The 16,517-nt window shown below is 58.8% G+C and carries 12 protein-coding genes; 4 read left to right on the top strand and 8 right to left on the bottom strand.

Annotation, left to right across the window (positions count from 1 at the left end; all coding sequences use genetic code 11):
* On the top strand, positions 1 to 111 hold a 111-nt coding region (locus QRO91_RS17875), incomplete at its 5' end, for a transposase (RefSeq protein ID WP_196239415.1).
* Between the two features lie 42 nt (positions 112 to 153).
* On the opposite strand, the gene QRO91_RS17870 is transcribed toward QRO91_RS17875, so the two are convergent.
* The 4 genes from QRO91_RS17870 to QRO91_RS17855 form a co-directional block, all read right to left on the bottom strand.
* A complete protein-coding gene (locus QRO91_RS17870; RefSeq protein WP_138984397.1) occupies positions 154 to 468 on the bottom strand; it encodes a hypothetical protein in 315 nt (104 codons plus the stop codon).
* Positions 469 to 736: 268 nt separating this feature from the next.
* Positions 737 to 1,042: a hypothetical protein gene (locus QRO91_RS17865; RefSeq protein ID WP_019338992.1), complete on the bottom strand. Its 306-nt coding sequence runs from the start codon at positions 1,040 to 1,042 to the stop codon at positions 737 to 739.
* 612 nt (positions 1,043 to 1,654) lie between these two features.
* Positions 1,655 to 2,929 carry a hypothetical protein gene (locus tag QRO91_RS17860; protein WP_197650924.1) on the bottom strand — a complete coding sequence of 425 codons (1,275 nt, stop codon included), beginning with the start codon at positions 2,927 to 2,929 and terminating at the stop codon, positions 1,655 to 1,657.
* Positions 2,930 to 3,695: 766 nt separating this feature from the next.
* Positions 3,696 to 5,093: a site-specific integrase gene (locus QRO91_RS17855; RefSeq protein ID WP_235652071.1), complete on the bottom strand. Its 1,398-nt coding sequence runs from the start codon at positions 5,091 to 5,093 to the stop codon at positions 3,696 to 3,698.
* Positions 5,094 to 5,483: 390 nt separating this feature from the next.
* Between QRO91_RS17855 and QRO91_RS17850 the strand changes: the two genes are divergently transcribed.
* Entirely contained in the window at positions 5,484 to 5,984 is a 501-nt protein-coding gene (locus QRO91_RS17850; RefSeq protein ID WP_138984375.1) for a hypothetical protein, read from the top strand.
* A gap of 74 nt (positions 5,985 to 6,058) precedes the next feature.
* Here QRO91_RS17850 and QRO91_RS17845 read toward each other — a convergent pair whose 3' ends face one another.
* Positions 6,059 to 6,538 carry a hypothetical protein gene (locus tag QRO91_RS17845; RefSeq protein WP_019338270.1) on the bottom strand — a complete coding sequence of 160 codons (480 nt, stop codon included), beginning with the start codon at positions 6,536 to 6,538 and terminating at the stop codon, positions 6,059 to 6,061.
* A gap of 189 nt (positions 6,539 to 6,727) precedes the next feature.
* Between QRO91_RS17845 and QRO91_RS17840 the strand changes: the two genes are divergently transcribed.
* Positions 6,728 to 7,432, top strand: a complete 705-nt coding sequence (locus QRO91_RS17840) for a hypothetical protein (protein WP_197650420.1) — start codon at positions 6,728 to 6,730, stop codon at positions 7,430 to 7,432.
* Positions 7,433 to 7,578: 146 nt separating this feature from the next.
* On the top strand, positions 7,579 to 10,371 hold the full coding sequence (locus QRO91_RS17835; RefSeq protein WP_285310490.1) for a UvrD-helicase domain-containing protein: 2,793 nt from the start codon (positions 7,579 to 7,581) through the stop codon (positions 10,369 to 10,371).
* A gap of 165 nt (positions 10,372 to 10,536) precedes the next feature.
* Here QRO91_RS17835 and QRO91_RS17830 read toward each other — a convergent pair whose 3' ends face one another.
* From QRO91_RS17830 to QRO91_RS17820, 3 genes are all read right to left on the bottom strand, one after another.
* The gene (locus QRO91_RS17830; RefSeq protein WP_197650418.1) at positions 10,537 to 12,711 is read right to left on the bottom strand and encodes a DEAD/DEAH box helicase; all 2,175 of its coding nucleotides are present in this window, start codon (positions 12,709 to 12,711) and stop codon (positions 10,537 to 10,539) included.
* A gap of 2 nt (positions 12,712 to 12,713) precedes the next feature.
* Positions 12,714 to 14,012, bottom strand: a complete 1,299-nt coding sequence (locus tag QRO91_RS17825; RefSeq protein ID WP_164190958.1) for an ATP-binding protein — start codon at positions 14,010 to 14,012, stop codon at positions 12,714 to 12,716.
* The coding region (locus tag QRO91_RS17820) for a TerB N-terminal domain-containing protein (RefSeq protein WP_285310489.1) at positions 14,009 to 16,517 on the bottom strand (2,509 nt) is incomplete at its 5' end. The genes QRO91_RS17825 and QRO91_RS17820, both read right to left, overlap by 4 nt.

Below are 16,517 nucleotides of genomic sequence, written 5' to 3'. Positions count from 1 at the left end.
GTCGAGGGAATCAACAACAAGATCAAGGTCATCAAGCGCGTCGCCTACGGATACCGAGACGACGCCTATTTCTTCCTCAAAATCCGTGCAGCCTTCCCCGGACTTGGGTGAAGAACCTTTTTTTTGCCCCGTTGGCATCTCTGTGTCGCGGTGTCAGTCCTGGTGCTTCTGGCCGCTGTTCTCCACCTTGGTCACCTTGACGATGGTTGCATTGTCGATGTCAAAGTCTCCGGTAATGGCGCAAATGTCGTCGATCTTGCAAGCAGCAAAGATCTTGGGTGCAACGTTCTTGTCTTCCATCTCGAAATCGAAGGTGCCTGCATCCGGCGTTTCAAAGTTGCAGATCATCGTCCCGCATCCATAGTGGCCGACGATGCGCTCACCCTTCAGGATTTCCGCATGGGCAAGCGCTGGCAGGGCCAGGGCAGCAACGAGAGCGAGGGAGGTGGTGCGATAAGAGAGTTTCATCCCGAGTCCTTGAGAAATTGTCAATCCGCTTGGATTCCAAGCATGTCCGCGCCAAGTGTTTGGCACTTAGGTGTATCGGAACGACGGCGAGAAACTTGACCCTCTGACTTGCCATGTTCTGGCCAGCTGTCCTGCAGGAACGGGAGAGAAGCTGCCCAGTGACACTCCCTTGTGACGCGTCACTTGGTGCTCCCGGCGCTCTCGGTCACCGCCCAGAAACAAGAGTCCTAGTGTTTCTAGATGCGTTCCCAGTATGGCTGGCTCGATTTTAGGGAGGACCGATGCTATTTGTTCCGTGGAATCCATTGCGTTCACCGCTCACCGAGACGTGGTTCCTACGATAGGCATCGTCTGTACCGCTGAACGCGGATGTCTCACTTTTCGGCAGTGTCACTTCCGCTTTGACGGTTGTTTCGTTGTATGGACGTGAAGCGCGCAGAGCCTGCGTGAGGCTTAATACCTTCGCCGTTTTAGTCCGTTCGGATTCTTCGTCTCGCCTGAAGCCGTAGACCATCGCCACAACAACGACCAAGGTGATAGCCGCGATGAGATCGTAGGTGGCGATGGTCGACATTGCGTTCTCCTGATTCCTTCTGGAATGTTCTCATGCATCAGTCAGGTGCAAAGTTGCACTCAGCCGAACCTCCTATTGCTGGACTAGGTCAGTCTCTTGGCCGCGTCCGGAGGATGGGGGAGGAAAGACGCCCGTGAGAAAGAAAGGCGGCCAATGGCCGCCGTTTTGCATCTTGCCAGTCGAAGTTCGCTCAGCCCGGGCCGACACTGTTCGCGCCCCAGTAGCCGTGCGGCGCACCGCTGGTCGACAGATGGTTCCCGTAGGGATCCTCGTCCTGCAGTAAGAAGCTGTTGTCGATCTTTTTAACGGTATCGCCGACCTCATCGAGCGAAGCACCAAGACTCCTTGCTTGCAGGGCGGGCAGGGCGTTTCCTCGACGGCCTCGCCATCGGTGTTGGTGACCACCACGGCCTCGTCTTCTTCCAGTTCGCGAAGGAACGTCGAGCTGGGCGGTGAACATCGCTACGGTGCGCCGGTCCGGGTCAGCGCCACGTAGAACAACCGGCGCCCTGCGCCTTGAGGGCGCTGCGGGCGGGACGCTTAGCTTGCCGAAGGCCGATTCTTCGCACAGAGAACTCAGACTGAATTCTCCACCGGGATACCGAGCATTTCCTAGACCACCCGTCCTTTTTTTGTCGGGCCGGCGATCTTTTGGTTGCCTTGATCATCGGGGTGGTCTATAGAATTTTGGTTCAACTGTGAGGCGCTCTTTGTCCTTTCTTTAGCTGAAAGAGCATCTTGGACGTGCCTGTAATTTCTTGAAAACTCATTGCATTTGTCCAGTACCGGATTATTCTTGCTCGATAAGGGGGGTGGGGAAGTCTTGCTGCTGTTTTCAAGATCGTAGCCCCCGTTGATGCAGGCTTGAACGAGCCGAATGGAATTTTTTGCGTTCTTGATAAATTCTGAGATCGTGTCTCTTCCATCGAGCTCTAGCCAGCCAGGTGCTTGTTCGTTTGGTCCTAGAGATGCTCCCGCGCTGAGTAAATGCGTAAGCTGGACTTTGCTTTCCGAGCATTGGATGGACTTTTGGGGGTGCTCCGCCCATTCCTTTGTCGCGATGTCCTTTAGAATTCGTGCCAATTGCTGAGGTTTTATTGGCTCGGCGTTCTTCTGGGTGCAGTTATCCTTTCTGTCAGTGCTGTGCTTGGCATTGAGAAGTGTTGAGGGTTCTCCATCGCTGGGCACTATGGTTGTGTCTTTATTATGTGATTTTTCGAGATTTGACCGTTTCTCCCTGAGCTTGGCTATCACCCCCTCGTTGAAGGTCCTGCTGTTTTCAAGTGTTGATATGTGGTCGGAAAGCGGGGAGCAGGAGCATCCGTGATCGCTATAGCCTGCGTAGTACACCCACTTCATTGCGTCGAGGTTGGCATTGCCTGAAATGTACTGGGCATTTCTCAAGAGTCGCAGAATTTGGGGCTCGGGAAGCAGTTCTCCCTGGTCGGCCGTTTCTCTGAGGGGAGAAATTTGAGTTATGTCTACCCTCCCTTGAGCGTCCATCTTCTTCGCTTGAAAAACTGCTACCCGGGCACGATCATCGTTCAATCGAATGAGGAAGGCGAAGTCTGCACCGGATGCAGACTCACTACCCTGTGATCTACTGTTCTTTGAGTATCGCTGCCAGTAGAACTGTGGGCAAAAGGTATCAGGAAACTCCAAGGCAAATGTCCTGATGTTGGATGTGAAAGAGCCCAGTAGTGCATAGGTCACTTCCTCTTCGTCGAGGGATGTTTCCGAAAGAAGGGAAAGAATCTCCACAGTGGCAACTTGCAGTGCCCCGGCCAACGGAGATGGATCGAATACCTGATCGAATTTTCCAATCTTGCGATCAACGAATTTCTTTACCTTCGATGAGATGGTGCTGTCGATCCATCCTTTGCTCACCTGATGACCGCCTCTGAGTCTGTTAGAGCTCAAGACTAGCATCGGTGACTGTTGGCGTGATACCTCTGGGGCGCTTGACAGCGTTCGCTGCAGCAGTCCGAGCGGGCGTCGATTCATGGATGCGTATGCTTCACCGACCGTTCCTTTGCGGTATCGCATCGCTCGATCACGTTTGCGAGTGAGATAGTTGCGGATCACCTTGGATGAACAAGCTGGTAGGGAACGTCCTTCGTTAAGGTCAGCCCGTCTAGAGCCAGCTGGTAGATGTCCTGCGTGCTAACGGCAGCTATCGATCCATGGGTGGTTGCAAGATTCTGGGCTATTGTGAGCCAAGTGGAATGAGGGAAGTTGTAAGATATCTTTGCTCGAAGGAGCGAAAGTGGAAGGCTAGGTTCCTTCCCTTCTATCCATGATGCAAATTGCAGTTGATCTTTGCGCACAAGGCATTTGGCCTCGCGGACCATTGCGTGGGCAATACACAGTCTGTCAACTAATCGTCCTGCCGCAATGTCCCAATTTCTTTGGGTTGCGTCGAGGGTGGATACGCGCAATCTATTCATCGGGTCAGTCCTAGGGTAAGACACCCACCAGCGATAGCCGTCGCGCTCGAGGCAGACGCCAAGGGTAGCAAGATGGGCCCGGAGAAATGCTGATTTCATGTGTTTTCTCAAAGACTGTGTTTTAACCTCTCCGACGGGCTTGTCAACCGCTAGCAGCATCCCCTGGCGGTCTCCGAGGTGCAATCACCGAATCTGGGGAAAAGGGGTCAAGGATAGAACCTGCTCGCATCACTCAGCTGCTTTGCAAATTGCCCCCTCTGGTAGATCGGCAGCTCCACCGGTGGCGTGTAGCGGGCCAAAAGGTCGATCTGTTTCCTTCGCGCGAGCTCGGGCTTCTTGTGGAAGTAAGCCTCATGCAGCACAGGGACCTTTTTGCTGATGCTGTGGCCGGTCAGCAAGGCAATGTCTTCGTCGGGCACGCCTTTGTGATGGAGCTCTGTGGCGATAGTGTGCCGAAACGCATGCAGCCCAATACCTTTCCCGAAGCCCAGGCCCTTCAGGTAGGTGCTGAACTGGTTGAGCGCCGCTTGGCTGTAGCGTTGGTTCGATTCACCCGTCTTGCGGTTCACGCCGGCGGTCAGGTGGGGGAACAACCGGGGATGACCGCATGCCCGGATATCGGCCACGAAATCGAGGAAGCCCGCATTGAGCACTGGGGTGGGGATGGGGAGGGTGCGAATGGCTGCCTTCCCTTTCAGGCGCTGACGGCTTCGGTTGCGGGTCTTGTGCGCCAGGTCGGGATCGACGGTCTTCTGGATCCGGATGCACCAGACGCCGGCCTCTTGCACCACGTCTGCCAGTTTGAGCTGGGCGATCTCGTTGATGCGCGCCCCCGTGCAGAGCCCGAGGATGGGGAGCCACCAGCGGTGGGGGTATTTACAGGCCCATGGAACATAGGTCTGCGGGTCGAAAATGCGCTTGAGCTCTGCATCGTCAAACAGACGCTCGGGCCTATTCGGATCCACGACCAGGTCCTTCTTGATCTCGTCGAAGGCGACCATCGGAGAGGCACCGATGGCCTTCGATTTCTCAAGCTTCTTGAAGAAGGTCGACAGGAAGCGCCTGTGCTTCTCAAGCGTGGCCGGGGCTGGTGGGGACACGTTGAGTTGCTTTCCGCGCGCGACCGCTTGGTCGTAGGTGAACCTGCGGTACTCAGGATCGGAGAGCAGGCGGTCTGGGGCCCAGCGAATGAGGTCCCACAACTTGTAGATGTGAGCGTGGTCGATGCGGGTGACAGGGATGTCCCCGCACGTCATTAGAAGCAGCCGAAGGGTGCGAGAGGTTGCTTCGACTGTCTCTCTGGCCAGGCAGCTGTAGTCGCCGCGATTGCGGATGTAGTCGTCAATCTCTACGGAGAGTGTTCGTCCAGGTGTGCCCACGGGCAGCGGTTCGGGATACCGGGTGCCGTTCTTGGTCGAGCGTGCGCGGCGGGTGCGCTCATAGGCAGCATTGAGAATCTCTTGGGCCTGGATCGCGGCCTCTCGGCCGGTGACCACGAGCTTTCCGATCCGAAACCTGCCGACGCGGATGTCAAACATCTCCAGCGAGCCGTTGGGATCGTCCAGGTAGGATTGGAGGGGGCTTGGGGGTTGAGTCAACGGCATTGCGGGCTTCCATCGTTTCGATGGAAGTACGGATAAACCAGGCTGAGAAATCGTCAATAGAAATGGGTCAGCCGTGCACCGACCGTAGGCATCAGCTGTGGGCTCGCATTACTGCTTCTTCAGGAAAAGAAAATTACGGAGCAATTGGAGGGCTTCATTTTTTGAAAATCAAAGGCTTGCGTGAATAGGTGCCGTGCCTAATCGCAGTCATTACCGTACTGTTTAATTTCTACAAGCTAACAATCGGCCTCTGGTTGTTAAGTAAGTTATGTACGGGAGATAAATGGCGAGGGTGATTGCTCCTGACGGATCGGGCCCCGATTGGGTGCTGGAGGTGAGCTTGACGAACGTCACTGCCTCCATAGCATGCCGATTTTAGCGGAGGCCTACATGGCAACGGTTGAATCAGCCATCTGTGAGGAAGAGCGGTTCTGGACGGAGCAACTCACGAGTGGGCTGCGAACGTTAGATGTCGCTGTCGCGCTTCAAGCTGCCGATGCTGCGCTCCAACTGCATCGTTTTATGTGGACGAAGGAGCGTCACGGCTTCCGTGTTTCCATCGATGCATCGAGTGCTGGCTACGAGGTGCATTGGAGCGCGAAGGAACTGGAAGCTGGCAGCTTGGTTGTTTCGCAGCTGCGAAAGTCGTTGGCCAGGGGCATCTGGGCCGCTGCCTTCGCTAAGGAGTGGGCTAAAAGCGCATCGCTCGTGGCGGCAGCAACGCAAGCCGACAGTGCTCTGGAAGGCTATGCCAGAAAGATTGGGGTGGAAGTCCAAACCCTGTTTGCTGATGGCGACGCCGCCAGCAAGGCGAGCTGGCGTTCGGTATGGGACGCTATGCACCAAGGACATGCCTCGGCTTGGTTACAGTCACCGCCGAATGCTGGGTGAACCTTGGTATTGGGTATGGCCAGCGATTGAGCGGCCTCTGCGGCGACAGCATTTCTCAAGGTCGTACGCGCACGTCACCCCTCGGGTTTGGTCGCCGCGGATAGCTTTGCCTTTGCCGCTCGGTATGCTTCATTGCTCGCCAGCAGCGCGTCGCACGCGATTCGCCGGTCTTCCCGTCGGCGTGGCTCGTCTTGCTTGTATAGCGCGACTTCGCGTTCCAGGCTTTCCAACTCGCGATCGCGTTGGACCCGGTAGTCCGGGTTGGACATGCGTCGTTTGGCCTGGACGAGCAGCTCGGCGGTGCCGGCTTCGCCGGCGCTGACCAGCTCATCCCATTCCATGTCGGCTCTCAACTCACCGATACGCACCAGGCGCTGCCGGACCTCGCTGGAGTCCCGCGCTTCGAGCCCTTGGGCGTGGTCGCATTGCAGGCGATCTTGGGCCACCTGCTCGCGCAGCCTTTCCACTTCATTGCGAAGGCCGCGGTTGCTGTCGCAAGCCGTAAAGGCAGCTGCCGTGAGGACGCAGATCAGGATCGTGACTGGAGCGCGCATGTTCGTCCCTGTGATTGCGGCTGTGGATGGAGCGACTGATCAAGACCTTGGAAGCCTTGGCCGAACACTTGGAAGGTCCAGTCATCGGCTCCGGCTCCATTCTAGAGGGGCGTTCGGCTCGACGCTACGCCTGTCGTTTGAGCCGACTCCATGGTCAACTAGAGAGGTCCCTTGTCGACGAGTTTCCACATGTCTGACCTACCCCAGGCACCAGCAGTACCCAAACGAATTCTGGAGATCCAGCGCCTTCTTCGCCGTAGATTGGTTCCGGAAATGCAGCGGTGGTTCATCGCGGAATTTGCGTTTCTCAGTAAGAACGTGACGCTCGTCGGGGAGATGATTGAGGCGCAGTGCGATCGGTACGATCAGGCGTTCAAAGAAACGATCGCCGACCTGAACTCTTACGATGCAGACCGCTACGCCGACGTGATGGTTGAAGAAACAGCGTTCATTGAGATGCTTCCGCAGCTGCAATGGCGCAGCCAGTACCTGATGATCTATGCGACGTTTGAGCATGCGTTGCTTCAGATTCGCATGATCACGCGGCATCGCTTCGGGCTGCCAAAGCAAGAGCCGATGAGCAAGCAATCGGCTTTGGAGCGGACCAAGCGGTGTATGAAGGAGTGTGGCGTTCAGATTGACTGGACGATGCCCGACATCGAGCGAATCAAGATTCATTCGGTACTGCGCAACAAGGTCACCCATGCGAATGGGGTCTTTCCCGCTGAGGGCTTTAAGGGCACGCGGGTGGGATCGTTGCCCGGGGTGAAGGTAAGGAGCGAGGACGACTCTGTCAGCGTCGACCTGGGATCGGAGACGTTGTTGGATGCAGTGGCGTCCATGCATCGCTTCCTATTGTTGTTGGCCAATTATGAGCATCCAGATTTGGCTTAGTGGCCCGGGCCGGTGCTGAGGCCAATAAACTTCGTTAAGGTCGGCGGATTGTCGCGCAGGCCGCGTGCGGTGGTCCTTGGCCGTAAGAAAAATGGTCGGATGCAGTTCAGTAGCGGTGCGCCTTTGATTTTCGGGGCTCGGCGGTCATGACCAAGCAGCGAATCATGGTTGCCGCTGGCGCGCGGGCTGTCGTCCTCGTGGCATTATTGCCCGAACGGACGCGGGACCGCAGGGCAGAGGGTAGGGCAGTGGAGTTTCTGGTATTCATCGGATTGATGTGGCTTATTGGGGTGGTCTTCGGAAAGAAGGCGCCTAAGCACCGTTCAGTCAATCCGAGGGTGGCAGAGGAAGCCCGGGCCAACGCTGCCGAGTCTCAAGCGGACTTCGATGAGGCTTTCAAGCAGTGGTCTGACAGGGCGTTGGCATTTGCCGGCCAAGGTCGGTGGATTCCAAAAGGAACAGCGAGCAGGTTTCTGGCATCGCACCCGGCACCGCAGCATCGAGCGAAGACATGGAAGCAGGCCGTTGGGGATTCATCTCCTGAAGAGACCTTGCGGCTGCGGTATGCGAAGTTCAATGGCCAACACATGGTCTTTGAGAGGATCGCGTGCGGTCGATTCTTCAATACGGTTGAAAGGAACCCGCTCACCGAAGAACAAATCCATGCCTGTATCTGCATGGATGACGCCGTCATGGTCGTGGCCGCGGCTGGCTCGGGTAAAACGTCCACGATGGTGGCCAAGACCGGCTACGCGTTGCACCGCGGTTTGGCCAAGCCTGAGCAAATCCTGCTTTTAGCCTTCAACAAAGCGACGGCGGAGGAAGTGGGCGTTCGGATTGCTGAGCAGTTGAAAGAAGTGCCCCAGGTGGAGAGGGTCCGCTCAAGCACCTTCCACGCCTTTGGCATTGACGTCATCGCTAAAGCCACGGGCAAGAAGCCGTCCCTTGCCCCATGGGTCGATCCCGGCAATCCCGGCGCTGACGTCAGAGAGGTCGGCGACATCATCCAGATGCTCTGTGATCAAGACAAGGCTTTCAAGCGTGACTGGGACCTGTTCCGAACGGTTTACGCACGCGATGTGGGGAAGTGGGGGCAACCGGACGAGCCTGAAGCGTATGGCAACGGCGTTCGTGGGTTCCGCACGGCCCGTGGCGAGGTGGTCAAAAGCAAGGAAGAGCGCACGATCTCGGATTGGTTGTTCTACAACGGCGTGAAATACGAGTATGAGCGCCCATACGAGCACGACACCGCAGATCACCAGTTTCGGCGGTACTTCCCGGACTTCTACTATCCAGACATCCAGCTCTACCACGAGCACTTTGCCCTCAACGGAAGAGGAGAAGCACCCAAGCAATTCAAGGATTACCTGGCAGGCGTCAAGTGGAAACGTGAGCTTCACGCCAAGCTCGGGACCGCGTTGTTCGAGACCACCTCGCATGGCCTGCTCACCGGCGAGGCGATCCCTGCCTTGGCAACGGCGCTGCAGGCGAGAGGTGTACACCTGGTGTTTGAACCTGATAGAGAAGGGACCGGGCTATCACCGGTTCAGGCCCAAGACTTGGCCCGCTCGTTCAGGGTGTTTCAACAGCATGTCAAGAACAATGGGCTTGACCGTCTGGACCTGCATGCCGCCCTGGCCGCGCAATCCCAAGACGGGTTTGGCGCGCGTTTGCGCATGTACCTCAAAATCTACGAGCAGATTGCCCAGGAGTGGGAGCGGCGCTTGCAGCGCGGCAACTTCATTGACTTCGAGGACATGTTGATCTTGGCGTCTGAGCACGTGGAGTCTGGAGCCTACAGGAGTCCATTCGTCCTTATCCTCGCCGACGAATTCCAGGATAGCTCACGCGCCCGCATACGCCTTCTGAAAGCGCTATCGAATCAGTCCGAACCACCCGCGCACCTGTGCGTGGTCGGCGACGACTGGCAGGGTATCAATCGCTTTGCTGGGTCAGACATCACAGTGATGACGGAGTTTGAGAAGACCTTCAACCATGCAACACGGCTGTCGTTAAGCACCACGTTCCGTTGTCCCCAGGATTTGTGCGACATCTCCAGCAAGTTCATTCAGGCCAATCCCGCTCAGATCAAGAAGAAGGTAAAGACCACCAATCCGCTCACCAAGACCCCCATTCTTGCATACGGGTTTGGCGATCAGGCGAGCATCGTGGGGCATGTTGAGAAGCAGCTGGCGCACATGCATCAGCTGGCTGTCAGCGGGAAGCTGCTGCCGCTCAAAGGGCCTTGCATCACCGTAATGCTTCTGGGGCGCTACCGAGACGACAGGCCGGGCGCAATCGAGGTGTGGCAGCGCCGCTTTGGTGACAAGCTAAGCATCGAGTATCGAACGGTTCACGGTTCCAAGGGATTGGAGGCCGAGTACGTGTTCGTCTTGAACGTGGTGGAGGGCACTCGGGGCTTCCCAAGTCAGATTCAAGACGACCCCGCACTTCAGCTGGCCATGCCTGCGCCCGATCCCTTCCCTGTGGCGGAGGAGCGGCGCCTGTTCTATGTCGCCATGACCCGTGCCCGCAAACAGGTTCGGTTGTACACGACCCTTGCCCAGCCTTCGCGCTTCCTGGTTGAACTGGTCAAGCAAGAGCACCTCAAGATCGAACCCGTCGACGGCGATGCGTTGGAGCCCTGCCCGGGCTGTGGACGGGGCGTGCTGCAGTTGCGATCAGGGCCCTATGGAGACTTTCACGGCTGCAGCCGATTCCCTGCTTGTACGTTCAAACGTAAGGTCAGTCAGGAATCACTGCCCCCAGTCCCGTTCAAACCGAACGCTCAGCGGCTATCTACGAGCACCAACGTTGGTGACCCTTGTCCCGTATGCAAGCAAGGGATGCTTCAGTCGAGGAGTGGCCGCAATGGCCCATTCCTCGGCTGTTCCCGGTTCCAACATGGATGCAAGGCGACGCGAAGCCTTGAGGGCTGATGGTGTTTGGGACGCTCTCGAAGAGCGCTTAGCCACCAGGAAGTCTGCCGAAAGGAAAGGTTGGCGGTCGAGGTTGGAGGCGACGCTGAGCTGGCGCGGGCGCTTCTGCCGCTGTGGCGACAAACACCCGCCCTCTACCAAGCAACCTGCGCTCTGACTGAGCCGCTAATTGAAGGTGTGAGCCAGCCAGGAGGTGGCCTCCTCCAAGTCCAGGCGCAGCGAAGCGTAGGACCGCTGGAGCAGTCGCGTAGGAAGGAGGCCATCCCACTTTTGTGTCGTCAAGTTCTTTGCTGAGTGGAGCAACGTCTCTGGCGATGGTGCTGGGGTCCGCGCTATCCGTCCGAGCACCTTGATCACGTCATCGAGACTTCTCCCTCCTTTGGAAATCTCTACGCCCAGTCTGTCTGCTTGGGAGACAAAGCCCTGAGCATTCAAAAGGCACGCGATGGCTTCGTTCGCAGAGTCTCCCAACCATGTCAGTAGCAATAGATTGCTGCTTTGATCGAGTAAAAGTTTGCCGAACATTCCCAAGTGAAAGTAAGCGCTCTGCGCTTCCTGCAAGAAGCGCGAGGCAGTAGGATCCAGAAAAACAGGCTCCAGTTCCTGCTGGTATAGCCTCCGCATCGTTTGCCGAACTTGCGTGTGAACTTGCCCACCCGAGCCATTGAAGAGCGGTGGGTTGCCGCCCTTTGCTGCGGCGACGTAGATCGTCTTCTGAGCATCTTCGACCTGCTCGACCAGCCAAGTCCGTCCCCCGAACAAGATGCGTTGGTCGGGGCTCAGCAGCTGGGACACAGGGAGCGTGCCCAAGGTCTTGCCAGATGCCACGATTCGGAACTCTTCATCCACACTGAAGGCGGCGTAGAACGTGTAGTGGTTGACCAGCTTGTCGCCCACCGGGCCATGAAGGAGGAGGCCGGAGCTGTCTTGAATCAGAATCTGCTCTTGGCCCAGGTGACGTAGAAGCTCTGCAAATGCATCCTGGGACAGCCCGTGGAACGGTCCTGGATCTGTGCAGAGCAACTGATACGCTTGGGCTGCCTTGAGGCCGCCGTACTGGGCAATGGAGGAGAGCAGCTGCTGGACCAGGGTGGAGAGGTGAAGGCCGTTGACGGACGGTGGCTCATACCACTTTTGGGTGAGCAGGAAGACGCTGGCTATGGTCTGCACAGTTGCAAGGCGCAAACGGGTCTCCAGCGGAGAGTCGGCATCGATGGCATTTTCAATCACGTAGCCACGCAGCACGGCTGGCTCGCCCTTGCGTCGGCCCGATCGTCCCAGTCGTTGGCGCAGGCTGGCAACAGAAGGGGGCGGGCCGATTTGAGCGATGCTTTTCACCGCGCCGATGTCGATGCCAAGCTCCAACGTGTTGGTGCACACGGCGGTTGCTGGACGCTCCTTTTGCTTGAGGGCGGCCTCGGTGTCGGTTCGGATTTCTTTGGAAAGACTGCCATGGTGCGGCCAGAACTCCCTTGGGCGTCCGTCCTGTTCGCTGAGACGATTGAGAAGGTGGGTATATCTCTCCACCTCCCGGCGACTGTTGGGGAAGATGAGGTTGTTGGTCCCGCAAAGCGTTCTGTACAGGTGCTGGGAGACTGCGTTTGGGGCGGTAGGCTCGTCCTCCGGCCCGTTGGGTGCTCCCGGCTCCTCGTATCCCTTGATGACGAGCTGGAGGGCGTTGTCGTTGGAGGCCGCGTTGACAAGGGCAGGACTGGGGCCTGCTCGAAGGAATCGGCCTGCGCTTGAAAAGTCACCCAAGGTCGCCGACAGGCCCAGGCGGGGAGTCCGCCGCCGCAACAGCACGTCGATCCGATGCATCAACGATTGAAGCTGCTTTCCACGCTCGCTTCCAATGAACGCGTGAAGTTCGTCCACGACGATGTAAATGAGCTTGGAAAACGCGGCTGCTACGGAGGTTCCGCGGTTGCAGAGCATCGCCTCCAGGGACTCCGGGGTGATCAGGAGCACGCCACGGGGGTGCTTAAAGAATCGCTGCTTAGTCGAGCCCGATATGTCTCCGTGCCAAGGCCACACGGGGACTTCAAGGTCCTCGCAAAGCCGCTGCAGCCGTTCAAACTGGTCGTTGATGAGCGCCTTTAGAGGGCTGATGTAGACAATCAGGCCCTCCTCGTCGGTGTTCAGAAGGTGCGTGAGCGCAGGAAGAAAAGCGGCCTCGGTTTTTCCCGAGGCGGTGCTGGCGGCGATGATCACGTCCTGATCCGCTCGAAGCACGAGCGGGATGGCCAACTCCTGGACCTCGCGCAGCGCCTCCCATTGCTCGGCCCACAGGTAGCGCTGGATGCGAGGATGGAGCAGATGGAAGGCACCAGAGTCGGACATGCTTAGAGCTTGAACGACGCCAGTTCGTCGTCCTCCTGTACGGCCAGATCTCCATCGCCACCATGGTCCTGCGCCACCTCGACCGAGCCGATCAGGGACTGCCAGTCCACGCCTGGGTTCTGTTCCAGGACGGCCAACAGGTTGATGAATGCGGTGATCGTTGTGCGGGGAGTGCGGAAGAAACTGTCGCCTATCCGGCCGGCGCAGTGGGTCATGAACTGATGGATGGCCTCGTCGGGCAAGAGGTACTTCGCCACATCTCCTGCGGCGTAAACATGCCGAATCTTGGTCAACAGGACGTAGAAATCTTCGGCCGTCAGGCTCGATAGGCGCACCACAGGCCCACTGAAGTCGACCAAGCCATTGATGGCGAAAGTGTTCTGGGCCAGACGGCTCTGAAGGGCCTCGTAGCTGTAGACGCCGCGGCGGGTGTCCATCAGGAAATCCGGGGTGCCGCCCAGAACAAAGCCAAGGCCTACTGCAGTGCCCTGCAGGGAGTCGTTGAGCATGCGCAGCAGCTGCTCGTAATTCGCATTGCGCGCCTGGGCGTTGGCCAACTTGTAGAGGTTGACCAGTTCGTCCAAGCACACCAGCAGGCCGCTGTAGCCCGCCAGCCGAACGAAGCGGCCCATGAGCTTGAGTTGATCGTAGACCGACGCGTCGTCCACGATGGTGCGAACCCCCAGCGCCGCGCGAGCGTCGGTGCGCGTGGAGAATTCGCCACGCAGCCAGCGGATGGCATCGGACTTGAGCTGCTCGTTGCCTTGCTCAAAGCCCCGCCAATAGGCAGCAATCACGTCTGCAAAGTCATAGCCGTTGACCAGCTCGCTCAGCTGTTCGAGCTTTGCGCGGATGACCTGCTCAGGGGATACGCCTTGGGACTTCGACTCGGCAACCGCAGTCGAAATGAATTTCTCGACCACGCCGGGCAGGGCGCCTCCGTCGGGCTTGGTGCGGGTGGCCAGGTTCCGCATCAGTTCTGCGTAGAGAGAGCGGGCTTGGCCGCCGGACGCGTGCAACCGCCGGTCAGGGTTCAAGTCCGCGCTGGCCACGACGAGCTTCCGTTCCATCGCAATGGCGCGCACGAGGTTCAAGAAGAAGGTCTTGCCTGCGCCGTACTCGCCGACCACCAGGCGGAAGGAAGAGCCGCCATCGGCGAGCCTATCGATGTCAGTGACCAAGGTTTGCACTTCGCGGGCGCGCCCGACCTGGATCAAATGCTGACCGGCGCGAGGGACGACGCCGGCGCGCAGTGATTGGATCACCGCGTCGCGGTCCTTGGAACGGATTGGGCTGCTCATTGCTCGATCTTCTCAATGAATTCGGGGTTGATCTCCAACGGGTCGTCGCCGTCGGAGAAGGGGATGTCGTAAGCGTCGAACGATGCATCGTTGATCTGCTCAAGCGCGCCGTCGAGCATCAGCTCCATGTCCGCTGCGCCATCTTCCAGCTCAGCGCGGGTCCAAACCGGGCGCGACAGCATCAGCCGCAGCAATGCGCTGTGCGCTTGATCAAGCCCGAGCAACTGACCGGCGCTCTCCGTCTCGGAGAACGCCGCTTCCGCCAGCGCAAGATCAGGGGGAGCCGCTTCTTCGTCGGTAAAAATGTTGGCGAGCAGCGCCGAGACTTGGGCGGTGTCCCGCTCCAGCGCGGCGATCCGGTCGGGATCGAGTTGGAAGGCGCCTGGGGCAGCCTTGGGCGATGCGCTTGCGGCTTTGGATGGGCGCGGTGCATGGACGTCGCTGAACACCCGAGCGGGATCCACGCCCAAGGCTTTGTAAACGCGCTCCAGGAACCGGACTTCCTCTGGAGAGACCATTCCGTCGACTTGGGCGAGCGTGGCCATGGACCCGGCGATGGCGTCCTTGATGTCCTCACTGAGCGGGTCGAGCTTCTTGCGCAGTGCGGGAAGGGCAAGCGGTGCCATTGCCAAAAGGTCGAGGTGCGCGCGCAGTCGCCGCCGGTCACCCTCGCTGAGGTGCGTCCAGTTCTCGATTTCGCGCGAAAGGTGCTCGAGCTCGTGGGTGCTGAACGCGCCATCAGATTGGGCAACCGTTGAGCCCAGCTGCAGGGTCAACTGGGCGGTCTGATAGGCCTGGGCGTCGGTCTTGTGGCTTTGGTCTGGGAGCATGGCGAACAGAACGATCGGATCGTTTTCACCAGGCACGCGCGCTCCCTCCAGCACGTTGGGTTCGATCCCAACCCCGGATTGCTCCAATGCCCGGGCGAGATCCCGAATTCTGTCTTTGGCCAATGGACCGCCGACGAGGCCAAACTTGCCCAAGAGGTCGGACTGCCGAAGCGACAGGTTTCCTGCTTGGGCATCTGAAGCGATTTGGGCAAGCACCTGTTGCATGGAGATTGGCCAGATCTCCGGTGGAAGAAGCAAGAGGCCTTCCAGAGATTCCCTGGCCTCCGGCGTCTTGCCAACCAGACGGCTAAACGACGCAAGGTCTTCGGTGCACTGCACGACAAGCTCTTGAAGCGCCTTCAACGGTCGCCGCAACGCGGTGACATCGGGGATGTCACCAAACGTTCGGGTACCGGCCTCGGTTCGATCGAGCACCGGGTTGAAGGGGCGGTGCGTGAACTTAAGCTTGGTGCGGTTCTTTGGCAGTACAAGGCCTGGGCCGAACGTCTCCTGATACCGCAGCGCGAAAAGCCGATCAAATTCTTCTGCGCAACGCTTCGCGGCGGTTCGCATCGGAATCTCGGGATTGAGGCGCACCCAAGCCGTGGCCAGGGTGGCCGGCACGGGAGCGCGATCCAATGAGCACTGACCCAAGGCCAAGCGGATGTAGAAGGGCAGTTCGTAACTTCGCTCGAACGTGGGGAGCGGGGCGTTGTAGATCTGGTCGCCTGCCTCCGACAAAGCCATCCAGTCGAGCAGGCTGTTGACATGTCCGTGGATGTGCGGATGCACGGCAGCATAGGCAGAGGACAAGCGGCGAAGCATTGCCTCAATAGCGGGCCAGTCTTGTTTGGAAGCCGGATCGCTCACCGAGTCCAGCAAGACGCGACGCTCCAGCCCAAACATGAACAATCGGACGTATTGGATCGCGCAGCCGGGATCGGTGCGGTCCGAAGCAAGCCACTTCAAGTAGGCGTGCCGTTCCGCCGGTTCAAAGTCTGCGTAACCACCCCAGTAGCGCGTCGTGGACCGGTAGTCCCCGTATCGACCGACACCAAGAACGCCGTTGACCAAGCTGGGCTCTTGCTCGCGCGTGCCAGGTGTGGCCAGCCGCGGGCCTGTGTAGAACAGACCACCCCGGATGACGATGCCCGCGATCTCGATCTCATCATGGGGGCCAAGCCAGCGGGTTATGTCCCAGCCCTCGGGAGGGCGGGGCACCGCGTATTGCTTGGCCGGCGCTTCGGAGTCCATGGCCACCTGCCGGAGCTCGTCGGGCAGGGAGGCAGGCGAAGCACGCGATGGAAGTGGGGGCGGCGTCGTCATTGCACTTGCGTCGTTGAGTCCATTGATCGTCAAGGGAGGCGGAGAGCGCTCTGGCGCCCTCATATTCGATGGCGGGTGTGCTCGCCCATCACCGGTGCCCGTCAAAGGGGCACCCGGGGTAACTCCTGCGTTCGTGGCGGGCTGGGCCAGGGTCTCGGCCAGCTCACCTTGCGAACTCACGGCCAAGCGCTGGGTCACGGCACGCTTCGCCGCAGCGAGGTTGCCCGGGCGCGCGCGCTCAATGTCTTCCACGTCGGGTTGGTGGGGGTAAGGGGTAGAAGGGTTTGGGGAGCCCACGGCCGTCAGCACCCGCGCGGCGGACTCGATGGCGAGGCGCATGCTCACCGCA

It is taken from the genome of Stenotrophomonas maltophilia group sp. Smal32 (assembly GCF_030237085.1).
Taxonomy (GTDB): domain Bacteria; phylum Pseudomonadota; class Gammaproteobacteria; order Xanthomonadales; family Xanthomonadaceae; genus Stenotrophomonas; species Stenotrophomonas maltophilia_Q.
The sequence above is the reverse complement of the archived record's forward strand: the minus strand, read 5'-3'. Positions and strand labels throughout refer to the sequence as shown.